This is a genomic window from Propioniferax innocua, from assembly GCF_006716235.1.
GTDB lineage: Bacteria > Actinomycetota > Actinomycetes > Propionibacteriales > Propionibacteriaceae > Propioniferax > Propioniferax innocua.
This window is the reverse complement of sequence record NZ_VFOR01000001.1, coordinates 768622-790694: the sequence shown is the minus strand read 5'-3', so window position 1 is coordinate 790694 and position 22073 is coordinate 768622. Positions and strand designations below refer to the sequence as shown.

The window sequence follows — 22073 nt, the reverse complement described above, 5'->3', positions numbered from 1 at the left end:
ATCATGCTCATTGCGGTAGAACTCGGACTCATCTATGCGGTGATGGCGCTCGGCGTCTATCTCACCTTCCGCGTCCTCGACCTTCCCGATCTGACGGTCGACGGCTCCTTCACCACGGGGGCCGCCACCGCGGCGGTCCTCATCGTCGGAGGGACGCCGGCGCCGTTGGCGATGGTTGCGGCTTTCCTGGCTGGAAGCGTCGCCGGGCTGGTCACCGGGTTGCTTCACACCAAGGGCAACATCAACGGGCTCCTCGCCGGCATCCTGACGATGATCGGCCTCTATTCCATCAACCTGCGGATCCTGGGGCAGGCGAATGTCTCCCTCCTGGGTGAGGACACGATGTTCCAGGCACTGCGGGTCATGGGCATCAGTCGAGGCCCTCTGCTGATCGGGGTGCTTGTGATCATGGTGGTCGTGATCAAGGTGATCATCGATTGGTTTCTCGCCACCGACGTCGGTCTCGCTCTCCAGGCGACCGGCGACAACGAGGAGATGATCCGCAGCTTCGGCGTCTCCACCGACCGGATGAAGATGGTGGGGCTGGTTCTTTCCAACGGACTCGTGGCGCTGTGCGGTTCCTTGGTCGCGCAGTATCAGGGGTTCGCCGATATCGGCATGGGCGTGGGCCTCATCCTTGTCGGTCTCGCCTCGGTCATCGTCGGTCAGGCGATCTTCGGCACGCGCACCACCTTCGTCGCCACCGGAGCGGTCGTCATCGGCGCGGTCATCTACCGTGCCGCCATCCAGATCGCGCTCCAGGTGGGGCTGACGCCGAACGACATGAAACTGATTTCGGCGATTCTGGTGGTCATCGCCCTGTTGGTTCCGCAGTGGGGTGTGTTCCGCAGGTCGCGTCGACGCCGGGTCCGGGCCTCATCGACACCCGCGGCCAACCCCACCACCCGATCAGCTGCCGGCGACTCGGCGTCAGGACGGTGACATGCTCCACGTAGACGGGGTCCACAAGACCTTTTTCCCCAACACTGTCAATGAACGCCGAGCGCTTCGGGGCATCGATCTGTACCTCGACCATGGCGAGTTCGTCACGGTCATCGGCTCCAATGGTGCGGGCAAGTCGACGATGCTCAACGCCATTGCGGGAAAGGTGGCACCGGACGAGGGGCGTATCTGGATCGATGACGCCGAGGTGACCAAGCAGCGTGACCATGTGCGGGCCAAGGTCGTCGGCCGGGTGTTCCAGAACCCAATGGCGGGGACGAGCCCGGATCTGACCATCGAGCAGAACATGGCGCTCGCGTACAAGCGTGGCCACACCCGTGGGCTCGGCAGGGGAGTGACCAAGGACAAGAAGGAGTTCTTCGCCGAGGAGCTCACCAAGCTTGAGCTGGGGCTGGAGGATCGGCTCACCGCGAAGGCGGGATTGTTGTCGGGCGGCCAGCGTCAGGCGTTGTCCCTGTTGATGGCCACTTTCTCGCATCCCAAGATCCTGCTGCTGGATGAGCACACCGCTGCCCTGGACCCACAGCGTGCCGATCTGGTCACGCGGCTGACCGAGAAGGTCGTCGCCGAGCAGAACCTGACCACGCTGATGGTCACCCACAACATGGCCCAGGCACTGCAGGTGGGCACGCGGTTGATAATGATGCACGAGGGCGAGGTCATTCTCGACATCGGGCACGAGGAGAAGCAGGCGATGTCCGTGGACGACCTGTTGGCCGAGTTCAGCCGTATCAAGGGGGCACAGCTCGATGACCGCACACTCCTGCAGTGACGCGGTGTCAGCCGGTTAGACTTCGCCGCATGAACGCACAGCCCTCGCGACTGCGGGCCTCCAATGGCGACCGGGACTCGGTGGTCGATGTCCTGTCGGCGGCCCACGACTGCGGTCGGCTCGACGCCCACGAGTTCGAGAACCGACGCACAGCCGCCCGGCGGGCCACGTATGTCGATGAACTTCCGCTTCTGGTGGGCGATCTGCCCGAGGGGCAGGCCCTGCACACCGATCTCGAGGTGCGCAGCGGCAAGGAGATCCAGCCCTACATTCCTTCGGGGGCTCCGGCGACCACGTCGCCGGGAATGGGTGAGCCGCAGATGGGGCTGGCGCTCATGTCGGGGCGTGATGTCATCGTTCCGCCCGGGACTCCCGAGGTGCGCACGTTCTGTCTGATGGGCGGTGACGACATCGACCTCACCGACGTGATGGGGCCCGGAGTCGAGATCACGCTCGATCTTTACAGCATGTGGGGCGGTCACGACATCTGGGTCCCCGAGGGGGTCCGGGTGATCGACAAGACCACCAACATCATGGCCGGCAATGACGTCAAGAAGGCCGCCCGTGGAGACGGCTCCAACGGCACGGTCGTGCTGAAGGGCTTCAGCCTGATGGCGGGCCACGATGTCCGCCTCTCGCGTCGGACACCACCGGCCACAGGCGCCGGACGCGCCTTCGACCTGCGCTGATCCTGCGCCGGAAACCCTTGCGAGGGGGAGGGGCACCGGTGCCCGTCACCGTCGACAGCATGTGCGTTAATGTCGTTGGGCCGTCTAGAAGCCGACGCCGCTGCCGATGGGCACCGGTGAAGAATCAGGAGCGCCCGTGAACCCTCGTATGTACATCGACGGAAGTTGGGCCGACGCGCAGTCGGGCAACACCAGGGACATCCTGTGCCCCGCCGATGGCGAACTCGTCGTCACCGTTCCCGAAGGCGGTGAGGCGGACGCCACCGCGGCCATCGCCGCAGCACGTCGCGCATTCGATGATCACCGCTGGTCCTCGGTGCCCGGCCCGGAACGGGGAGCCCTCCTGCACCGGTTGGGTGACCTCCTGGCCAAGGAGCACGAGGATGTCGCGATCCTCGAGGCCAAGGACACCGGAAAGCGCCTCGTCGAGGCACGGATCGACATGGGTGACGTGCTCAGCGTCATCCGCCACTTCGCAAACCTCGCCGCAGCCGAGGGTGGACGCATCATCGACCCGGGTGTCGCCGACGTGTCCTCCCGTGTGGTGACCGAGCCGGTGGGCGTCTGCTCGCTCATCACCCCGTGGAACTTCCCGCTGCTGCAGACCTCTTGGAAGATCGCACCGGCCCTGGCCGCCGGGAACACCTTCGTGCTCAAGCCGAGCGAACTCACCCCGTCGACGGCGATCTGGCTCATGGACGCCCTCGAGCGCGTCGGCCTTCCCGCGGGTGTGGCCAACCTCGTGTTGGGCACCGGCGCCGGAGTGGGGGAGACCCTCACCACGCATGCGGATGTCGACCTGGTCTCGTTCACCGGTGGGCTGCAGACCGGCCGCCGCATCATGGCCGCAGCCGCCCCCACGGTGAAGCGTGTGGCGCTGGAGCTTGGTGGAAAGAACCCGAACATCATCTTCGCCGACGCCGACCTGGACGCGGCCATCGACAACGCCCTCACCGCGATCTTCCTCGATTCGGGGCAGGTCTGCTCGGCAGGTTCACGCCTGATCGTGGAGGAGTCGATCCACGACCAGGTCGTCGACGAACTCGTGCGTCGGGCCGGAAAGATCCGTCTTGGTGGCCCCTTCGACGATGATGCCGAGACCGGACCGCTCATCAGCGCCCAGCACCGCGAGAAGATCGAGAAGTATGTGGCCGATGCCGTGGCCGAAGGGGCGCAGCTCCGTGTCGGCGGCGCGCGTCCCGATGATGAGGCCCTGGCCGCCGGACACTACTACCTGCCCACGATCCTCGATGGCTGTACCAGCTCGATGGGGTGTGTGCAGGACGAGTCCTTCGGCCCGGTCCTGACCGTGGAGACCTTCTCGGGTGCCGATCGGGACGAGGCCGAGGACGCCGCCATCGCCATCGCCAACGACACCATCTATGGCCTGGCCGGAGCGGTGTGGACCGAGAACGCCGGGCGTGCCGAACGCATGGCCGGGCGCCTGCGCCACGGAACCGTGTGGATCAACGACTTCCATCCCTATGTCGCCGGAGCCGAGTGGGGCGGCATGAAGCAGTCGGGCATCGGACGTGAGCTCGGCCTCGCCGGTCTGCACGAATATCAGGAGACCAAGCACATCTGGCACAACACCCGTCCAGCCCGCGCCGGATGGTTCGCCGACAACTGACCACACGCCGGATCGCAGCGCGAGCCGACTCGCGCCCGAAATGAGGAGAACAATGGAACGCTACGACTATGTCATCGTCGGAGGAGGCTCGGCCGGTTCGGTCCTGGCCAACCGACTGTCCACGGATCCGGGAACCAGCGTCCTGGTGCTCGAGGCCGGTCGCTCGGACTGGGCCTTCGACCCTCTCGTCCACATGCCTGCCGCACTCATGTTCCCCAGCGGAAATCCGCTGTACGACTGGGCTTACGAGTCCGAGCCGGAGCCCCATATGGGTGGACGCCGCATCGCGCATGCCCGCGGCAAGGTGCTGGGAGGTTCCAGCTCGATCAACGGCATGATCTTTCAGCGTGGCAACGCGGGTGACTATGACAAGTGGGCTCGCGAGAACGAGGGCATGGAGCAGTGGGACTACGCCCACTGCCTCCCGTATTTCAAGCGCATGGAGACCTGCACCGAGGGTGCCGACGCCTGGCGTGGTGGTGCAGGTCCGTTGTGGCTCGAGCGCGGCCCAGCGTCGACGCCGCTGTTCCAAGCTTTCCTCGAGGCCACGGGTCAGGCCGGTTACCCCCGGACCGATGATGTGAATGGATACCGGCAGGAGGGTTTCGCGCCGTTCGACCGGAACGTCAAGCAGTCGCGACGCTGGAGTGCTTCGCGCGCCTATCTGAAGCCGATCCGCGGCCGTAAGAACCTGCATGTGCGCACGCTCGCGATGGTCACCGGCCTGGAGATGCGCGGCAATCGCGTCGTGGGCGTGAACTACAAGCAGCCCGGACGTGGCGTGCGCGGTGTCGAAGCAGGCGAAGTCATCCTGTGTGGCGGCGCCTTCAACTCTCCGCAGCTGCTGCAGCTCGCCGGCATCGGAGACCCCGAGACCCTCCGTGCAGCCGGTGTGAAGCCGACCATCGAGCTGCCCGGTGTCGGTCAGAACCTGCAGGACCACTTGGAGGTGTACCTGCAGCATGAGGCCGCGCAGCCCGTCTCGATCGGCCCGTGGCTCAACTACTGGCTTGCGCCTGTGATCGGTGCCGATTGGTTGTTCCGCGGCAAGGGCGTGGGTGCCTCCAACCACTTCGAGGCAGGCGGATTCATTCGCACCAACGACGAGGTGGAGTACCCCAACCTCATGTTCCACTTCCTGCCGATCGCCGTGCGCTATGACGGCTCGGGGGACAAGATCAAGCACGGGTACCAGGTGCATATCGGCCCGATGAACACCGATGTGCGCGGTGATGTGACCATCCGCAGCAACGATCCGTTCGAGCATCCCGCCATCCGGTTCAACTACCTCTCCACCGAGAACGACCGCAAGGAATGGGTTGAGGTCGTGCGCGCTGCCCGCCACATCCTCTCCCAGCCCGCGTTCGCGCCGTTCGATGGCGGTGAACTGTCGCCCGGGCCGGCGGTGCAGACCGACGAGGAGATCCTCGATTGGGTCGCGCGTGACGCCGAGACCGCGCTGCACCCCTCGTGCACCGCGGCCATGGGCACCGGTGAGATGTCGGTGGTCGACCCGTCGAACATGCGGGTGCACGGCACCGAAGGGCTCCGTGTGGTGGACGCATCGGTGTTCCCGAGCATCTCCAACGGCAACATCTACGCCCCTGTGATGATGGTGGCCGAGAAGGCCGCCGACCTCATCGCAGGAGACACCCCGCTCGCTCCGGAGAACCCCCCGGTGTACCGGGCCAAGCAGGGCATGCCCCTGTATCCCGAGGGCGATCCGCGCAACAATGCGTGGGACGCCACCACTGATATCCCCAGCGCCAACGAGGCACGGGCGTGAGCGTCGGCGCGACCCAGGAGGTCGCTGTCGACGAAACCACCGACAAGCCCGGGATCCCGCGCACCAAGTGGGCGGTTCTGCTGGTCTCACTGAGCGTCACCCTGATCGTGGCGATCTGGGGCCTTGTGGCCTCCGAACATGCCTACGACACGTTGGGGGCCGTCGTGGGGTTCTTCTCCGAGTGGTTCGGGTGGTTCTACATCGCCCTCGCCACGGTGGTGCTGTTGTTCTCCATCATCATCGGGATCCGCTACAAGACGGTGCGATTGGGCAAGCCCTCCGACCGGCCGGAGTTCTCGACGTTCTCGTGGGCGGCCATGCTCTTTGCTGCCGGCATCGGCACCGATGTGATGTTCTTCGCCGTCAGCGAGCCAGTGGCCAACTACATGGCACCGCCTCAGGTGGAGCCCGAATCGTTGATCGCGGCCGAGCAGGCCACGGTGTGGACACTGTTCCACTACGGCATCACCGGGTGGGGCATGTACACCCTCATGGGGATCGCCCTGGGTTATTACGCGCATCGCAAGGGCCTGCCCCTGGCCGTGCGGTCGGCGTTGTACCCGCTGTTCGGCAAGCGCGTCAAAGGCGCGATCGGCGACGCGGTCGACATCGCCACGGTGATCGGCACCATCTTCGGTGTGGCGACCTCGCTGGGTATCGGTGTGGTCATGCTCAACGTCGGTCTCGACATCCTCTTCGGGATCGAGCAGGGTCAGCCGGCACAGATCGGTCTGGTCGTGCTCGCGGTGGGTATGGCGACGGTTTCTGCCCTGTCGGGCGTCGACCGGGGGATCCGCATCCTCTCGCAGATGAACGTGCTGCTCGGCGTCCTGCTCTCGGGCTGGATCCTGGTGACTGGGGAGACCGCGTTCCTCATGCGGGCCATCACCATGAACATCGGTGATTTCGTGGCCATGTTCCCAGGGATGACCCTCGACACGATGGCCTTCGACCATCCGGCTGATTGGATGAACGCCTGGACGCTGTTCTTCTGGGCCTGGTGGATCGCCTGGGCATCGTTCGTCGGCATGTTCCTGGCCCGCATCTCGAAGGGACGCACCATCGGTCAGTTCGTGCTGGGGACACTGACGATCCCGTTCATCTACATCGTCATGTGGATCTCGATCTTCGGCAATGCTGCGCTCGACCTCATTCGCAACAGAGGTGACCAGGAGTTCGCCGAAACGGCGGTCAACACCCCCGAACTGGGATTCTATGGACTGCTGCAGCAGTACCCGGGTGCGTTCTTCCTCGTGGGGCTGGCCACGTTCGTGGGCCTGTTGTTCTACGTGACCAGCGCCGACTCCGGTGCCTTGGTGATGGCCAACCTGTCCAGCTCCCTGCCGGGCAGTGATGTGGACGCCCGCTGGTATCTGCGTGTGCTCTGGGCCGTGGTCACCGGACTGTTGACGGTGGCGATGCTGGCCGTCGACGGGATCGCCGCGCTGCAGAACGCCACCATCGTGATGGGGTTGCCGTTCGCGTTCGTCATGATCCTGGTGATGATCGGTCTGGCCAAGTCCCTGGAGGCCGAACGGGTCCTCAGCTATGCGCGTAGTGCGTCGCTGACCTCCGGGCTGGTGGCGCGCAGCGGCGTCGGCACTGATTCGTGGCGCAACCGCCTCGGCATGATGTTCGGCGTCGTCACCACCAAGCAGGCCACCAAGCATCTGGACGAGGTCGTGGTTCCGGCCCTCGAGGCGGTACGCAGCGAGTTCGACCAGGCCGGGGTGCACGTGGTGCTCGAGCGCGACGACGACCCGGAGGAGACGCGGGTCGCCCGCACGGTGACGTTGCTGGTCGGCGAGGAAACGCCGTTCCGGTACCAGGTGCGATTGCGTCGTGTCCCGGCGCCGTCCTACGGTGCGGGCGTCATCGAGGCCGACGACATGGTGACGCGGGTCGAGGTGGATCTGGCCGGTCTGGAACCGTATGACGTGATTCCGTATACCGGGGACCAGATCTGCAATGACGTTCTCGACGCCTACGAGCGTTACCAGGCGACCCAGCGCACGGTGAGCGAGTACAGCGAATAACCGGTCGTGTGAGACCGTTCAGGGCCTCAACACCTCGCCGCCACGTAGGCGGCGAGGTGTTGACCCGTCAGGGTCGAGGCGTCGGCAACGAGGTCGGTCGGGGTTCCGGTGAACACCACCTGGCCACCATCGTGGCCGGCGCCCGGCCCGAGGTCGATGATCCAGTCGGCGTGGGCCATGACGGCCTGATGATGCTCGATGACGATCACCGACTTCCCCTGTTCCACGAGCCCGTCGAGCATGGTGAGCATCTGATCGATATCGGCCAGATGTAGTCCATTGGTCGGCTCGTCCAGAACATAGACGTCACTCTTGTCGCCCATCTGCGCCGCCAGCTTCAACCGTTGGCGTTCGCCACCTGACAAGGTGGTGAGTGGCTGGCCGATCTTCAGATACCCGAGACCGACATCGAAGAGTCGGGTCAGGATCTTCTGGGCAGCCGGGACACGTCCTGGACCCTCGGAGTGGAACTCGAGTGCTTCGGTGACGGACATGGAGAGAACCTCGCTGATGTTCCTGCCGCCGAGCTCGTACCCGAGCACCTCGGCTCCGAACCGTTGGCCCTCGCAGTCCTCACAGATCGTTTCGACGCCGGCCATCGTGGCCAGATCGGTGTAGATCACACCGGCCCCCTTGCAGGTGGGGCAGGCACCGTCGGAATTGGGGGAGAACATTCCGGGCTTGACGCCGTTGGCCTTCGCGAACGCCTTGCGGATGGGGTCGAGCAGCCCGGTGTAGGTGGCCGGGTTGGAGCGTCGCGATCCCTTGATGGCGCTCTGGTCGATGGCCACCACGTCATCGCGTGATGACAGCGATCCGTGGATCAGGGTGCTCTTGCCCGAGCCGGCCACACCGGTGATGACGACCAGGACACCCATCGGGATGTCCACATCGATGTCCTTCAGATTGTGCTGGTTCGCGCTGCGGATCTGAAGGGAATCTGACCACGGGCGGACGCTGTCCTTGAGGCGTGCGCGGTGCGTGAGATGTCGTCCGGTGGTCGTGTCGGCCCGATGCAGATCTGCGACGTCTCCGGTGAACACGACCCTCCCGCCGTCGGAGCCGGCCCCGGGGCCGATATCGATCACGTGATCGGCGATGCCGATGGTCTCGGGTTTGTGCTCCACCACCAGCACGGTGTTGCCCTTGTCTCGCAGCTGGAGCAGTAGCTCGTTCATGCGGGCGATGTCATGGGGATGCAGCCCGATCGAGGGCTCGTCGAACACGTAGGTGACGTCGGTGAGCGACGACCCCAGATGCCGGATCATCTTGGTGCGTTGCGCTTCGCCTCCGGAGAGCGTCCCGGTGGGACGGTCGAGGCTCAGATAGCCCAACCCGATCTGGACGAAGGAGTCCAGCGTGTCCTGCAATCCCTGGGCCAGTGGGCCCACCGCGCTGGCGTCGACGCCGCGGAGCCACTGAGCGGCCTCATCGATCTGGAGCGCGGAGACCTCGGCGATGTTGAGCCCATCGATCCGGCTGGAGCGAGCCAGCTCGTTGAGCCGGGTTCCTTCACACTCGGGGCAGGTGCCGAATCGCACTGCTCGCTCCACAAAACGTCGGATGTGGGGCTGCATGGCCTCGACATCCTTGTTGAGCATCGACTTCTCGATCTGCGGGATCAACCCCTGGTAGGTGAGATTGATGCCGTCGATCTTGATCTTGGTGGGCTCGGCGTGCAGGAGGGCCTCGAGCTCGCGCGTGGTGAACTTCGCGATGGGCTTGTCGGCGTCGAAGAAGCCACAGCCCCGAAAGATGCGGCCGTGCCACCCCTCCATGGAATAGCCGGGGACCTTCAGCGCACCGTCGTTGAGGGAGAGCGAGGCGTCGTAGAGCTCGTCCAGATCGATGTCCTGTACCCGGCCCATACCCTCGCAGCGAGGGCACATACCGCCGGTGACGCTGAATTCCCGACGCTCCTTGACGGTGCGGCCATCCTTCTCGTATTTCACCGCGCCGGTACCCGAGACCGAGGCCACGTTGAACGAAAATGCCTGCTGAGTGCCGATGTGGGGTTGACCGAGGCGGCTGAACAGGATCCGCAGCATCGTGCTGGCGTCGGTGATGGTGCCGACCGTGGAACGGGGATTGGCGACGAGACGTTCCTGATCCACCACGATGGCGGTGGTGAAACCCTCGAGGAGGTCGACGTCGGGGCGCGCCAGCGTCGGCATGAACCCTTGGACGAACGCGCTGTAGGTCTCGTTTATCAGACGCTGTGACTCCGCCGCGATCGTGCCGAACACCAAAGAGCTCTTGCCCGAACCGGAGACGCCGGTGAACACGGTGAGACGCCGCTTGGGGATATCCACCGACACCTCGTGGAGGTTGTTGGTGCGGGCTCCGATCACACGGATCATGTCATGGCCATCAGCAGGGTGCATTTCTCAAGCGTAAGCCGGTTCTCGTGCCTGAAGGTAGGGTGCGCAGCGTGAACGAGGCACCGGCATCATCGTGGCGACGTCGGCTCGTTGTTCTGTCGGTCCTGCTCGTCACCGTGACCGCGGTGGCTTTCGGGTTGAGGGATGTTGCATTCGATGGCGTTGATGATGATCCGCCGCCCGTATCGACCCCGATCCCGGACACCCCGGCTCCCGGCGAGCTGGTGGTTCACATGGCGCCTCCGCCGCAGGGAGATGACGCCAACACAGGCACCCCACGTGATCCGGTGGCCTCCATCGAACGGGCCGATGCGATCGCCCATGAGCAGGCACCGTCGGTATCGGTGCGTGTGCAGCTGGCCCCCGGCAGATACGTGGCCGCCGGAGGCCTCTGGACCTATTCCGGGGCACGGAGGATCCAGCTGGTCGCCCCATCCGGTCGCGCGACCTTCTCCGGTGCGGGGCGACATCATGACTATCTGCTCAGCCTGCGCATGGAGGAACCCGAGGGCGTCGAGGTTCGCCTGTCCGGGCTGGGTTTCGCCGATGCGACCAACGGCTTGAGCATCAGCAGGCTCTCCGGGGTGACGCTGGACGATGTGGAATTCCGGCGCATCGGCAGTGCTCATTCGCCGGGAAGCACAGGTTATGCGGCGCTCAGCCTCGTGGGGGCCTCCGACATCGCCGTCAACGACGCACGGTTCATCGATCTGGTCAACGAGTCGGACGAGCGTGAACTCATCCACGCGGTCTACGCCGCACATGGCACCCGAGACGTGACGGTCACCGACCCGGAGGTCGTCAAAGTGAGTGGGGATCCTTTCCGTGTACGGGATGGGTCCCACCGGTTCCGGGTTGTCGGGGGCAGCAGCACACGAGCGGGAAACCGGGCCACGCTGTCGGAGTGGTTCGACCCCGAGGCGGGGGAGGAACCCTCGCTGCGAGGGGAACTCGTCGGGTTCGCCGATGGACGGGCCTACGACGGGCGTCCGCTCAAGGCCTCGGTGCTGTGCAGCGGGGACCGACCATCCTGCGGGCTTCGTGAAAAGTGAGCAGGAGCGGAGGCGACGTCATTCAGCCGGGTACGACCTCATTCAGCCGGGTATAGGGACTCCACGACGTCGGCGAACTCTTCGAGCACGATATTGCGTCGGACCTTGGAGGTCGGTGTCATCTCGCCGGATTCGACCGTCAGCTCACGGTCCAGGATCGCGAACTTCTTGATCGTCTCCCATTTGCCGAGCTTGGCATTCGACTGCTCGACGTACCCTTCGATCGATCTGCGGATCTCCGGCCGTTGGCTGAGCGTGGCGTAGTCGTCGCCCAGATCGTGTTTGGCGCCCCATTTCTTCAGCTTCTCGGGGTCGAGGATGAGCAGCGCCGTCAGGTACTTGCGCCCCTCGCCGACCAGTACCGCGTCGGCGAGGTAAGGGCAGGTCGCCTTGAGCGTCGACTCGATCTCCGCCGGGGAGGCGTATTTGCCGCCGGAGGTCTTGATGAGGTCCTTCTTGCGGTCAGTGATCGTCAAGGTGCCGTCCGCGGCGATCGTTCCGATGTCGCCGGTGTGGAGCCAACCGTCGACGATGGTCTCGGCGGTCTTCTCCGGATCCTTGTGGTAGCCACGCATCACGCCGCCGCCCCGCACGAGCACTTCACCGTCCTCGGCGATGCGAACTGTCGAACCGGGCACGATCCTGCCGACGGTCCCGAACTGGGGTTCCCACGGTTTGGAGAAGAACGTGACGGCGCAGGATTCGGTCACCCCGTAGCCCTCGACGAGCAGCACCCCGATGCCGTGGTACCAGCGTTGGATCGCGGGGGAGAGCTTCGCCGAGCCGGAGATGAAGAAGCGCAGGCGGCCACCGAACAGCTCCCGCAGCGTCGAGAACACGAGTCGATCGGCGATCCTGCGCTGCACGGCAAGACTCCGGGGGAGGGGCTTGCCTGCAATCTCGAGGTCGCTGGCCCGCTGGCCGACGGTGAACGCCCAGCGCGAGAGGCGTCCCTTCGGGGAGTTGGCGGGGAACTTGGTGATGGCGGCTGCACGTACCTTCTCGAAGATCCGTGGGACGCCGCACATTGCGGTGGGACGCACCGTGCCGAGGTTGTCCACGATCTTGTCGATGCGCCCGTCGATGGCGGTGACGGTGCCGTGGCTCATCGCGATGAGGTTCAAGCACTTGCCGAAGGCATGGGAGAGGGGCAGCCACACGAAGTGGACGTCATCGGGGCCGAGCAATCCGATCGTGTGCCAGGCGGCTGCCTGGTAGAGCCAGTTGTCGTGCGTGATCTCTGCGCCCTTGGGGCGACCGGTGGTGCCGGAGGTGTAGATGATCGTCGCCAGATCTTCGGGTTCGGTGGCGTCGATGCGGGTGCGGACGCACCCCGGATCCTGGGCCAAGCGTCGCTCACCGGCAGCCTGCACGTCACTCCAGCTGATGACGCGGGGATCCTCGCTGGTGCCCTCGAGCAGGATGACCTGCTCGACCCGGACGTCCTGGGAGGTGTCCATCTGCTCCAGGACGGTGGCGAGGACGGCCTCATTCTCAGCCACCACGAAGCGTGATCCACTGTGCTCGAGGATGTATCGGTAATCATCGGGCCGTGAGTTCGGGTAGATGGTCACCGTGATGCCGCGCAGGCAGTTGAGCGCGAAATCGGCGATCACCCATTCGATCCGCGTGTTGGACACGATCGCGACCTTGTCGAACTCGACGACACCGATCTCGAGCAGTCCGGCGGCGGTCGTGTGGATCCACGTACGGAAGCCCTTCCACGTCAGATCGCGCCACTCATCGTTCTCGTCGGGGTACTGCCACCCGACGCGATCGGGGTGGAGGTCGGGCATCTCGTCGATCGCCGCACCGATGGAACGGTGGCGACCATTGATGACCGCGATCTTCTCCTGGTTCAGTCCAGTCGTATCGATAGGCGTAGGCACCCTCCCCACTTTAGACCCAGTGACCGGAGGGACCGAACCGACAGCAAATTAACGATCAATATGTGGTAAATTCAGGGGAGCTGCCCGTCTCTCGCGTGTGAAGCGCTCCGGGAGGGCTCGTGGGCGGATATTCAACCTTGGGGGTGGCCATGGCCGACCGGACGACTCGTGACGATCTGCATGAATGGGATCGATGGCTGCATGCTGGCTGTGCGGAGGTGGGGGTCGATCCGGATCTGGTCGACGTCGAGTTGATCCATGATCTCTCCCGCGAGATCGCACATTCGGGTATGCGCCCGATGGTGCCGGTGAGCGCATTCATCCTCGGGCTGTGCGTGGCGCGGGGTGAGGATGCGCATGAGGTGGCGGGAAGGCTTCAGCGGATCGGGGTGTGACCCGGTGTGGCAGGTGCTCGTCGGCCCGCTGAAAATGGTTCGATCCGGGCCTGCGTCGCCCCTTGACACGTCTCCCGCTACTGGTAGTTTTACAGTGGCTCTCTGGGACATATATGTTCCTCTCTCGACGGTGAGCTGGATGTGAGGCGGTTGACCATGGCGGATTCGGTGACCAGGCCCGACGGCCCCGGGGTGGATGCTCTATTGAAGCTGGGGACGTTCTTCAGTCGCGCGCCGCGCACTGATGACGGGCGCGCAGTCTTCGTGGAGGGCGGGCGTCAGGGGGACGTCTTCTACCGGGATCGTTGGAGTCATGACAAGGTGGTGCGCTCCACCCACGGCGTGAACTGCACGGGCTCCTGCTCCTGGAAGGTGTATGTCAAGGACGGCATCATCACGTGGGAGTCGCAGCAGACCGACTACCCGAGCGTCGGGCCGGACAGCCCCGAGTACGAGCCGCGGGGTTGCCCTCGCGGTGCGGCGTTCTCCTGGTACACGTACTCGCCCACGCGAGTGAAGTACCCGTACGGGCGTCAGGTGCTGATCGAGATGTATCGGGAGGCTCGACGTCGACTCGGGGACCCGGTGGAGGCATGGGCCGAGATCCAGGCCGATCCGGAGAAGCGTCGCCGTTACCAGCAGGCGCGCGGTAAGGGTGGGCTCGTCCGGCTCTCGTGGGACGAGGCGCTGGAGATCACCGCGGCGTCGTATGTGCACACGATCCGCACGTGGGGCCCGGACCGCATCGTCTCCTTCTCTCCCATTCCGGCGATGAGTCCGGTCTCACATGCGGCGGGCACGCGCTTCAACCACCTCCTGGGTGGTGCGATGGCATCGTTCTACGACTGGTACGCGGATCTTCCCGTCGCCAGCCCGCAGGTCTTCGGAGACCAGACCGATGTGCCTGAATCCGGGGACTGGTGGGACGCCACCTACCTGATGATGTGGGGATCGAACGTGCCCCTGACCCGTACCCCCGACGCGCACTGGATGACCGAGGTGCGATACCGGGGGACCAAGGTGGTCACGGTCAGCCCCGACTACGCGGACAACACGAAGTTCGCCGACGAGTGGCTCCCCGCACAGGCGGGCAGCGATGCGGCACTGGCCATGGCCATGGGGCACGTGGTGCTCAAGGAGTTCTTCGTCGACCGGCAGGTTCCCTATTTCGTCGACTACACCAAGCAGTACACCGACCTGCCGCATCTGGTGCGGCTGCAGCCCTCCCCGGATGGCCAAGGGTATGTGCCGGCCAAGTTCCTCACCGCCGCTGACCTCGGTATCGAGGGCAGTGACCCGGCGTTCAAGACTGTGGTCTGGGACGAAGCCGCCGGTGATGTTGCAGTGCCGAACGGGTCGCTCGGCTTCCGCTACAACGAGGATGACAAGGGCAAGTGGAACCTCGAGCTGGGGGACGTGGATCCGGCTCTGAGCATGTACGACCACAGCACCGAGAACGTGGAGTTGTCGGTGGCCTGCTTCGAAGACCCCCGCGGTGAGGGCAGCGTCCTGCGACGCGGGGTGCCGACCCGTCGTGTGGGTGAGCACATGGTCTGCACCGTGCTGGACCTGATGCTGGCGCAGTACGGCGTCGGGCGCGATGGGCTGCCGGGGGACTGGCCGACGGGGTACGACGATGCGACCCGGCCCTACACGCCTGCCTGGCAGGAGGAGATCACCTCGGTCCCCGCCGACACCGTGACGCGCATCGCCCGCGAATTCGCCTCGAACTCGGAGGAGTCGGAAGGCCGCTCGATGGTCATCATGGGGGCCGGTCTCTGCCACTGGTACCACGCGGACACGATGTACCGCGCGGTCATGGCCTTGTTGATGCTCACCGGTTGTATCGGGCGCAATGGCGGCGGATGGGCCCATTACGTCGGCCAGGAGAAGTGCCGCCCGATGGTCGGCTGGTTCAACATCGCCAATGCGATGGACTGGCAGCGGCCACCGCGCACCGTGATCGGCACGGGGTACTGGTACATGCACACCGATCAGTGGCGCACCGACGGGCTCTCCGCCGACGCGCTGACCTCGCCGCTCTCGACCGGATCGTTGGACGGGACCCACTCGGCCGATGCGCTGGTTCGGTCGTGGCGGCAGGGCTGGATGCCGTTCTATCCACAGTTCGACCGCAACCCGCTGGAGCTGGCGGAGGAGGCCGAGGCCGCTGTGGAGGCCGGAGAGGCCGAATCGGTGCAGGACTGGATTGCGGCACAGCTGCACGAGGGACGCCTCAAAGGGGCGGTCGAGGATGTGGATGCGCCCGAGAACTGGCCGCGGAACCTCATCCTGTGGCGGTCCAACCTGTTCGGGTCCAGCGCGAAGGGCAACGAGTATTTCCTCCGCCATCTGCTGGGGACCCACCACAACACTCTGCCGAACGACCACGGTGCCGATCAGCGCCCCAAGGACGTCACGTGGCATGAGGACGCTCCCGAGGGCAAGCTGGATCTGCTGGTCAGCGCCGATTTTCGGATGACCTCCACCACGTTGTTGTCGGACATCGTGTTCCCCGCCGCGACGTGGTACGAGAAGTACGACCTCTCCGCAACGGACATGCACCCCTATGTGCATGCGTTCACCCCGGCCATCGATCCGCCGTGGGAGGCGAAGACGGACTACCAGTTGTTCCGGCTTCTGCTCGAGCGCATCTCGGTGTTCGCGCGTAAACATCTTGGCACGCGCAAGGACATCGTCGCTGTTCCGCTGCAGCATGACACCCCCGGCCAGATCGCTCAGCCCGGTGGCGTCTCACGTGATTGGAAGGCCGAGGGGCGCAAACCGGTCCCGGGCAAGGACATGCCGGTCCTGGCTGTCGTCGAGCGTGACTACACCGCCTTGGTGGACAAGTTCGCGTCGGTCGGCCCGTTGGCGGAGAAGCTCGGGTTCACGGTCAAGAACATCAAGTTCGACATGACCGAGAACGTCGAACGACTCGGCTCGATGTTCGGCGTCTATGACAGCGGCCCGGCCGAGGGGCGTCCGGCGATGAACACCGATGAACGCATGGCCGAGGCGATCCTCATGTTCTCGGGGACGACGAACGGTGCTGTCGCGACGCAGGCGTTCAAGGATCTGGAGACGAAGACCGGTGTCGAGCTCGCCGACCTCTCGGAGGGGTCGGAGGAACGCCGCATCACCTTCGCCGACACCCAGGCCTCGCCCCAGCCGGTCATCACCTCGCCGGAGTGGTCCGGGTCGGAGACCGGTGGTCGTCGCTACACCGGATTCAGCATCAACGTGGAGCGCAAGAAGCCATGGCACACGTTGACCGGACGGATGCACTTCTTCCTCGACCACGACTGGCTCATCGATGTCGGTGAGCAGATGCCGACCTACCGGCCACCGTTGAACATGACACGGATGTACGGTGAGCCGGAGATCAACAGTCGGGGCGAACGCGAGGTGGCCCTGCGGTATCTGACGGTGCACAACAAGTGGGCCATCCACTCGGAGTACCAGGACAACCTGTTCATGCTGTCCTTGAGCCGCGGCGGTCCGCAGTGCTGGATGAGCGTCGAGGACGCCGAAGCCATCGACGTCAAGGACAACGACTGGGTCGAGTGCGTCAACACCAACGGCGTGTTCGTGGCCCGTGCCGTCGTGACACCACGACTTCCTGCGGGAGTGGCTTACGTGCCTCACGCGCAGGAACGCACCGTGGACACTCCCAAGTCGGAAGCGACCGGACGCCGAGGCGGCATTCACAACTCCGTCACTCGCATCCTGCTCAAACCCACCCATCTCATCGGCGGGTATGCCCAGCTGGCGTACGCGTTCAACTATCTCGGCCCGACCGGTGTTCAGCGCGACATCGTGGCGGTCGTCCGCAAGCGCAGCCAGGAGGTTCAGTACTGATGCGGATCATGTGTCAGGTCGGGATGGTGATGAATCTCGACAAATGCATCGGATGCCACACCTGTTCGGTCACCTGCAAGCAGGCGTGGACGAACCGTGCCGGAACCGAGTACGTGTGGTTCAACAACGTCGAGACGCGCCCTGGTCAGGGGTACCCACGGCGTTATGAGGACCAGGAGAAGTGGCAGGGCGGCTGGAAGCTGAATCGACGCGGACGGCTGCAGCTGAAGTCGGGAAATCGGCTGCAGAAGCTGTTCGGGATCTTCGCCTCTCCCGTCCAACCCGAGCTGGACGACTACTACGAGCCGTGGACGTATGACTACCAGAACCTGATCGATGCGCCGCTCGGCGACGACTTCCCGGTGGCTCGCCCCAAGAGCCTCATCACCGGTGACGACATGAAGATCGAGTGGTCATCCAACTGGGATGACGACCTGGGTGGGCTCACCGAGCACGGCCAGCAGGATCCCGTGGTGCAGAAGCTCCGCGAGGAGAACGGCATGAAGCTCAAGTTCACCTACGAGAAGACCTTCATGTTCCACCTGCCGCGCATCTGCGAGCACTGCCTGAACCCCTCCTGCATGGCGTCGTGCCCCTCGGGCGCGATCTACAAGCGCAGCGAGGATGGGATCGTGTTGGTCGATCAGGACAAGTGCCGGGGGTGGCGTCAGTGCATCACCGGATGTCCGTACAAGAAGATCTACTTCAACCATCGGACCGGTAAGGCCGAGAAGTGCACGTTCTGCTATCCGCGTATCGAGGTGGGGCTGCCCACTGTGTGTGCAGAGACCTGCGTGGGCCGTCTCCGTTACATCGGCGTCTTCCTCTATGACGCCGACAAGGTCACCGAGGCGGCCTCGGTGCCCGACGAGAAGGATCTGCATCAGGCGCAGCTGGATCTGATGCTCGACCCGGACGACCCCGAGATCCAGCGATTGGCGCGGGAACAGGGAATCCCCGAGGACTGGCTGGAAGCGGCGAAGCGTTCTCCGGTCTACAAGCTGGCGAAGAAGTTCCGGGTGGCTCTCCCACTGCATCCGGAGTATCGGACGATGCCGATGGTGTGGTACATCCCGCCGCTCTCACCGGTGGTGGATCTGCTCGCCGAGGAGGGGCATGACGCCGAGGATCCCGGCGTGCTGTTCGGCGCGATCGATGCCCTGCGTATCCCCGTGGAGTATCTGGCCGAGCTGTTCACAGCAGGTGACACCGATGAGGTCGACCGGGTGCTGTTCCGTCTGGCCGCCATGCGCTCCTACATGCGCAATGTGACGCTCGGGCAGGAGCGTGATGAGTCGATCGCACAGCAGGTGGGGATGACCGGTGCTGAGGTTCAGGAGATGTACCGGCTGCTGGCCATCGCCAAGTACAACGAGCGTTACGTCATCCCGAAGGCCCATACCGAACAGGCGCATGACCTCGAGGAGATGGGATGTTCGCTGGACTTCGACGGTGGCCCGGGCATGTACGAGAACGAGGTGTTCGGGGAGGGCTCGGGGCGCCCCATGCCGGTGGCGATGGAGACCTATCAGGCGTTGAAGAATCGTCAGACCGCCGAGACCGGTGCCTCGGGTGATTCGCTGCGTGATGGTCGCGTCAACCTGCTCAACTGGGATGGCAACGAGTCTCCGGTGCGTGGAACCGAGGGGCGGTCATGAGCGTTCGGTCGTTCCTTTCTCGCTTGACCCCGACGCCGGACGATCCCACGCCGGATCATTCGGCGTTGTACCGCGTGGTGTCGCAGCTGCTCATGTATCCGACGCCGGACCTGTTCGACCATCTGGATGTGCTCGAGCAGGTCGCCGATACAGCCGGTGCGGCTCATGATCTGGCACCCCTGATGACCCATCTGCGTGAGCGGGGGCTGACCGATGCACAGACGTACCACGTGGCGGAGTTCGATCATTCCCGGCGACACGCATTGCATCTCACCTTCTGGCTCGACGGGGACACGCGACGTCGTGGTGAGTCCTTGGTCCGTTTCAAGCAGGTGTACCGGGATTCCGGCCTGTGGGTCGATCTGCACGGTGAACTGCCCGACTTCCTGCCGATGGTATTGGAGTTCGCGGCTCATGATCTGGAGCGAGGGCGACAGCTGCTCACCGATCACCGTGGTGCCGTGGAGCTGATGCGTTTCGCCTTGATGCGGGATGATCTGCCGCATGCAGGAGCCGTGCTGGCCGTCTGCCGCACTCTGCCCGGAGACCTGCCAGCGACACGTGAGGAAGCTCAGAAGCTGGTGCGTCGGGACGTTTCCGGCATGAACTCGGGGGAACCCCCGACCGAACTCGTCGGCCTCGCCCCCGCGGGGACCGAAACCCTGCCCATTGAACCGACCGGTCGGCGTTAGGAAGACGGAGATGGATTTCCTGTTGTGGGGCATCTACCCCTATGTGACGTTCGCGATTCTGGTGGTGGGGCTCGTGTGGCGCTGGCGCCATGACCAGTTCGGGTGGACGACCCGATCGTCGCAGCTGTACGAGGGGCGCCTTCTGCGCATCGCCTCGCCGCTGTTCCATTTCGGCATCCTCGTCGTGGTGGGTGGGCATGCGATGGGCCTGCTGGTCCCCAAGGCCTGGACCGATGCGATCGGATTCAGCCAACACGCCTACCATCTGGTGGCCTTCTTCGTCGGTGGTCTGGCCGGGGTGTGCACCTTGGTCGGAATCATCCTGCTGGTGGCCCGCCGGCGATTGACCGGACCGGTGTTCAAGGCCACGACGGTCAATGACAAGGTCATGTACCTGTTCTTGGTGGGAGCCATCGTGATGGGGCTGTTCGCCACCTTCTTCGGCGCGCAGGCGGCCGACGGCTCCGAGCACAACTATCGCGAGACCGTGTCTGTCTGGTGGCGTTCTCTGTGGGTGCTGCAGCCACAGATCGATGCCATGGCGTCGGCGACCGTGCCGTTCCAGATCCACGTGCTGGTCGCGATGACGCTCTTCGCGGTCTGGCCGTTCACCCGCTTGGTGCATGCCTTCTCGGCGCCGGTCGGTTACCTCTTCCGCCCCTATGTCGTCTACCGCTCTCGTGACTCGCGTCCGCTCAACAGTGCGCCGGTGCATCGTCGAGGTTGGGACCCCATCGGAACCCGGGACAATGACTCCGCAACCCACAGCCGCCGCACTCTCTCCAAGGAGCGTTGAGATATGACCGATTCCTCGCAACCGGCAGGAACGCAACCTGCTGGAGCGATGCAGGAGACTCCGCACGGCGCCAATGCCGTACTGACGATGTCGACCATCTCGTTCACCGTGATGTTCGCGGTCTGGCTGATGTTCGGCATCCTGGGCAAACCGATCCAGGAGGAGTTCGGGCTGACCGACTCCGAGCTGTCCTGGATCAGTGCCGTGGCGATCCTCAATGGCTCGATGTGGCGTCTGCCAGCAGGAATCCTCACGGACCGCTTCGGTGGTCGACGCGTGATGCTCGTCATCATGGTGTTCTCGGCGGTGGCCTCCTTGGCGGTGTCCTTCGCGCAGAACTACGCGATGATCCTGGTGCTCGCCTTTCTCGTGGGATTCGCCGGGAACTCGTTCACCTCGGGCACGGCGTGGAACTCCGCGTGGTTCCCCAAGCACCGACAGGGGTTCGCCCTGGGACTGTTCGGCGCCGGAAACGTGGGCGCGTCGGCCACGAAGTTCATCGGTCCGGTGCTGATCGCCTCGACGGCGGGTGCCACCTACTTCGGTGTGATCCCCGGTGGATGGCGCATCATCCCGGTGATCTACACCGTGGTGCTGCTCGTGCTCGTGGTGCTCATGGTGTTCGTGACTCCACGTCAGGACCGCATGGCTGGGCAGGGAAGGCCGCTCGGCGAGATGATGGCGCCTCTGCGGGAGGTCCGCGTGTGGCGGTTCAGCCTGTATTACGTGGTCGTCTTCGGTGCCTACGTGGCACTTTCGGCCTGGCTGCCGAAGTACTACATGGACAACTTCGGGGTGTCCCTGGGGACCGCGGGTCTGCTCACCGCGACGTTCATCTTCCCGGCCTCGTTGTTGCGTCCGCTCGGTGGATGGATCTCCGACGCATGGGGCGCCCGTCGTGCCATGTACCTGACCTTTGCGCTGATGCTGGTGGCCAGTGGTGTGCTGATGATGCCGAACGGGCACATCGTGATCAACCACGCCGATGGTTCGGCCACCGAGCACCTGGCCTACGAGATCGGATTGGTGCCGTTCGTGCTCCTGGTCTTCCTCATGGCCTGCGCCATGGGCATCGGCAAGGCCGCAGTCTACAAGCACATTCCGGAGTACTTCCCCCAGAACGTCGGTGCGGTCGGTGGCCTCGTCGGTATGCTCGGCGGGCTCGGCGGTTTCATCCTGCCGCCCCTGTTCGCCTACACCAAGCAGTGGAGCGGTTTTCCGACCAGCACCTTCTTCGTACTGTTCGTGCTCACCGCGATCTCCATGGCCTGGATGCATCTGACCGTGGTGCGCATGCTGCACGCCGAATCGCCGGAACTGGCCGACCATTTCGAAAGGCCTCCGGGTGATACCGGAGCCGTGACCTCAGAAACGCAGGTGTGATCGTGACCGAGACGACTGATCGCAAGGGCAAGGAATGGCTCACACAGTGGGATCCCGAGGGAGACGGGTGGGACTCCCGCTTGGCCTGGA

At 64.5% G+C, this 22073-nt stretch carries 15 protein-coding genes; 13 read left to right on the top strand and 2 right to left on the bottom strand.

Translation table 11 applies throughout. The features are described 5' to 3' along the window. The first annotated feature begins 3 nt into the window (after nt 1-3). From FB460_RS03675 to betT, 6 genes are all read left to right on the top strand, one after another. Entirely contained in the window at nt 4-942 is a 939-nt protein-coding gene (locus tag FB460_RS03675; protein WP_142092729.1) for an ABC transporter permease, read from the top strand. A gap of 1 nt (nt 943) precedes the next feature. After that, a complete protein-coding gene (locus tag FB460_RS03670) occupies nt 944-1735 on the top strand; it encodes an ABC transporter ATP-binding protein (protein WP_142092728.1) in 792 nt (263 codons plus the stop codon). 29 nt (nt 1736-1764) lie between these two features. Then, on the top strand, nt 1765-2424 hold the full coding sequence (locus FB460_RS03665) for a DUF1707 SHOCT-like domain-containing protein (protein ID WP_142092727.1): 660 nt from the start codon (nt 1765-1767) through the stop codon (nt 2422-2424). Nucleotides 2425-2560: 136 nt separating this feature from the next. Further along, complete coding sequence (locus tag FB460_RS03660; RefSeq protein WP_246044230.1) at nt 2561-4054, top strand: aldehyde dehydrogenase family protein; 1494 nt, start codon at nt 2561-2563, stop codon at nt 4052-4054. A gap of 52 nt (nt 4055-4106) precedes the next feature. Next, nucleotides 4107-5840, top strand: coding sequence for a choline dehydrogenase (gene betA, locus FB460_RS03655; protein ID WP_211345815.1), 1734 nt, complete (start codon nt 4107-4109; stop codon nt 5838-5840). Further along, nucleotides 5837-7876: a choline BCCT transporter BetT gene (betT, locus tag FB460_RS03650; protein WP_142092724.1), complete on the top strand. Its 2040-nt coding sequence runs from the start codon at nt 5837-5839 to the stop codon at nt 7874-7876. The genes betA and betT overlap by 4 nt, the downstream gene beginning before the upstream one ends. Nucleotides 7877-7902: 26 nt before the next feature. Here the strand turns inward: betT and FB460_RS03645 are convergent, their stop codons facing one another. After that, complete coding sequence (locus FB460_RS03645; protein WP_142092723.1) at nt 7903-10260, bottom strand: ATP-binding cassette domain-containing protein; 2358 nt, start codon at nt 10258-10260, stop codon at nt 7903-7905. Between the two features lie 47 nt (nt 10261-10307). Here FB460_RS03645 and FB460_RS03640 point away from each other — a divergent pair, with 47 nt between their 5' ends. Continuing rightward, nucleotides 10308-11309 (top strand): hypothetical protein, encoded by a 1002-nt coding sequence (locus FB460_RS03640; RefSeq protein ID WP_142092722.1) that lies wholly within the window; start codon nt 10308-10310, stop codon nt 11307-11309. Nucleotides 11310-11347: 38 nt separating this feature from the next. Here the strand turns inward: FB460_RS03640 and FB460_RS03635 are convergent, their stop codons facing one another. Further along, entirely contained in the window at nt 11348-13198 is a 1851-nt protein-coding gene (locus tag FB460_RS03635) for an AMP-dependent synthetase/ligase (RefSeq protein ID WP_246044229.1), read from the bottom strand. A 119-nt stretch (nt 13199-13317) separates the two neighbouring features. Here FB460_RS03635 and FB460_RS03630 point away from each other — a divergent pair, with 119 nt between their 5' ends. The 6 genes from FB460_RS03630 to FB460_RS03605 all read left to right on the top strand — a co-directional run bounded on the left by FB460_RS03630 (nt 13318) and on the right by FB460_RS03605 (nt 21983). Beyond that, nucleotides 13318-13593 carry a DUF6457 domain-containing protein gene (locus FB460_RS03630; protein ID WP_211345814.1) on the top strand — a complete coding sequence of 92 codons (276 nt, stop codon included), beginning with the start codon at nt 13318-13320 and terminating at the stop codon, nt 13591-13593. Nucleotides 13594-13743: 150 nt separating this feature from the next. Beyond that, nucleotides 13744-17454 (top strand): nitrate reductase subunit alpha, encoded by a 3711-nt coding sequence (locus tag FB460_RS03625; protein WP_425466974.1) that lies wholly within the window; start codon nt 13744-13746, stop codon nt 17452-17454. Further along, entirely contained in the window at nt 17454-19112 is a 1659-nt protein-coding gene (gene narH / locus FB460_RS03620; RefSeq protein ID WP_142092720.1) for a nitrate reductase subunit beta, read from the top strand. The genes FB460_RS03625 and narH overlap by 1 nt, the downstream gene beginning before the upstream one ends. Beyond that, on the top strand, nt 19109-19804 hold the full coding sequence (narJ, locus tag FB460_RS03615; RefSeq protein ID WP_211345813.1) for a nitrate reductase molybdenum cofactor assembly chaperone: 696 nt from the start codon (nt 19109-19111) through the stop codon (nt 19802-19804). Before narH ends, narJ begins: the two co-directional genes overlap by 4 nt. Before the next feature lie 10 nt (nt 19805-19814). After that, complete coding sequence (gene narI / locus FB460_RS03610; RefSeq protein ID WP_142092719.1) at nt 19815-20600, top strand: respiratory nitrate reductase subunit gamma; 786 nt, start codon at nt 19815-19817, stop codon at nt 20598-20600. A gap of 3 nt (nt 20601-20603) precedes the next feature. Continuing rightward, nucleotides 20604-21983 carry an MFS transporter gene (locus FB460_RS03605; protein ID WP_142092718.1) on the top strand — a complete coding sequence of 460 codons (1380 nt, stop codon included), beginning with the start codon at nt 20604-20606 and terminating at the stop codon, nt 21981-21983. The last annotated feature ends 90 nt before the right edge of the window (nt 21984-22073 follow it).

Bases quoted from the DNA above. Each gene is read 5' to 3' on its own strand.
- FB460_RS03675 (WP_142092729.1), top strand. From the start codon at position 4: ATGCTCATTGCGGTAGAACTCGGACTCATCTATGCGGTGATGGCGCTC.
- FB460_RS03670 (WP_142092728.1), top strand. From the start codon at position 944: ATGCTCCACGTAGACGGGGTCCACAAGACCTTTTTCCCCAACACTGTC.
- FB460_RS03665 (WP_142092727.1), top strand. From the start codon at position 1,765: ATGAACGCACAGCCCTCGCGACTGCGGGCCTCCAATGGCGACCGGGAC.
- betA (WP_211345815.1), top strand. From the start codon at position 4,107: ATGGAACGCTACGACTATGTCATCGTCGGAGGAGGCTCGGCCGGTTCG.
- FB460_RS03645 (WP_142092723.1), bottom strand. From the start codon at position 10,260: ATGCACCCTGCTGATGGCCATGACATGATCCGTGTGATCGGAGCCCGC.
- narH (WP_142092720.1), top strand. From the start codon at position 17,454: ATGCGGATCATGTGTCAGGTCGGGATGGTGATGAATCTCGACAAATGC.
- narJ (WP_211345813.1), top strand. From the start codon at position 19,109: ATGAGCGTTCGGTCGTTCCTTTCTCGCTTGACCCCGACGCCGGACGAT.
- narI (WP_142092719.1), top strand. From the start codon at position 19,815: ATGGATTTCCTGTTGTGGGGCATCTACCCCTATGTGACGTTCGCGATT.
- FB460_RS03605 (WP_142092718.1), top strand. From the start codon at position 20,604: ATGACCGATTCCTCGCAACCGGCAGGAACGCAACCTGCTGGAGCGATG.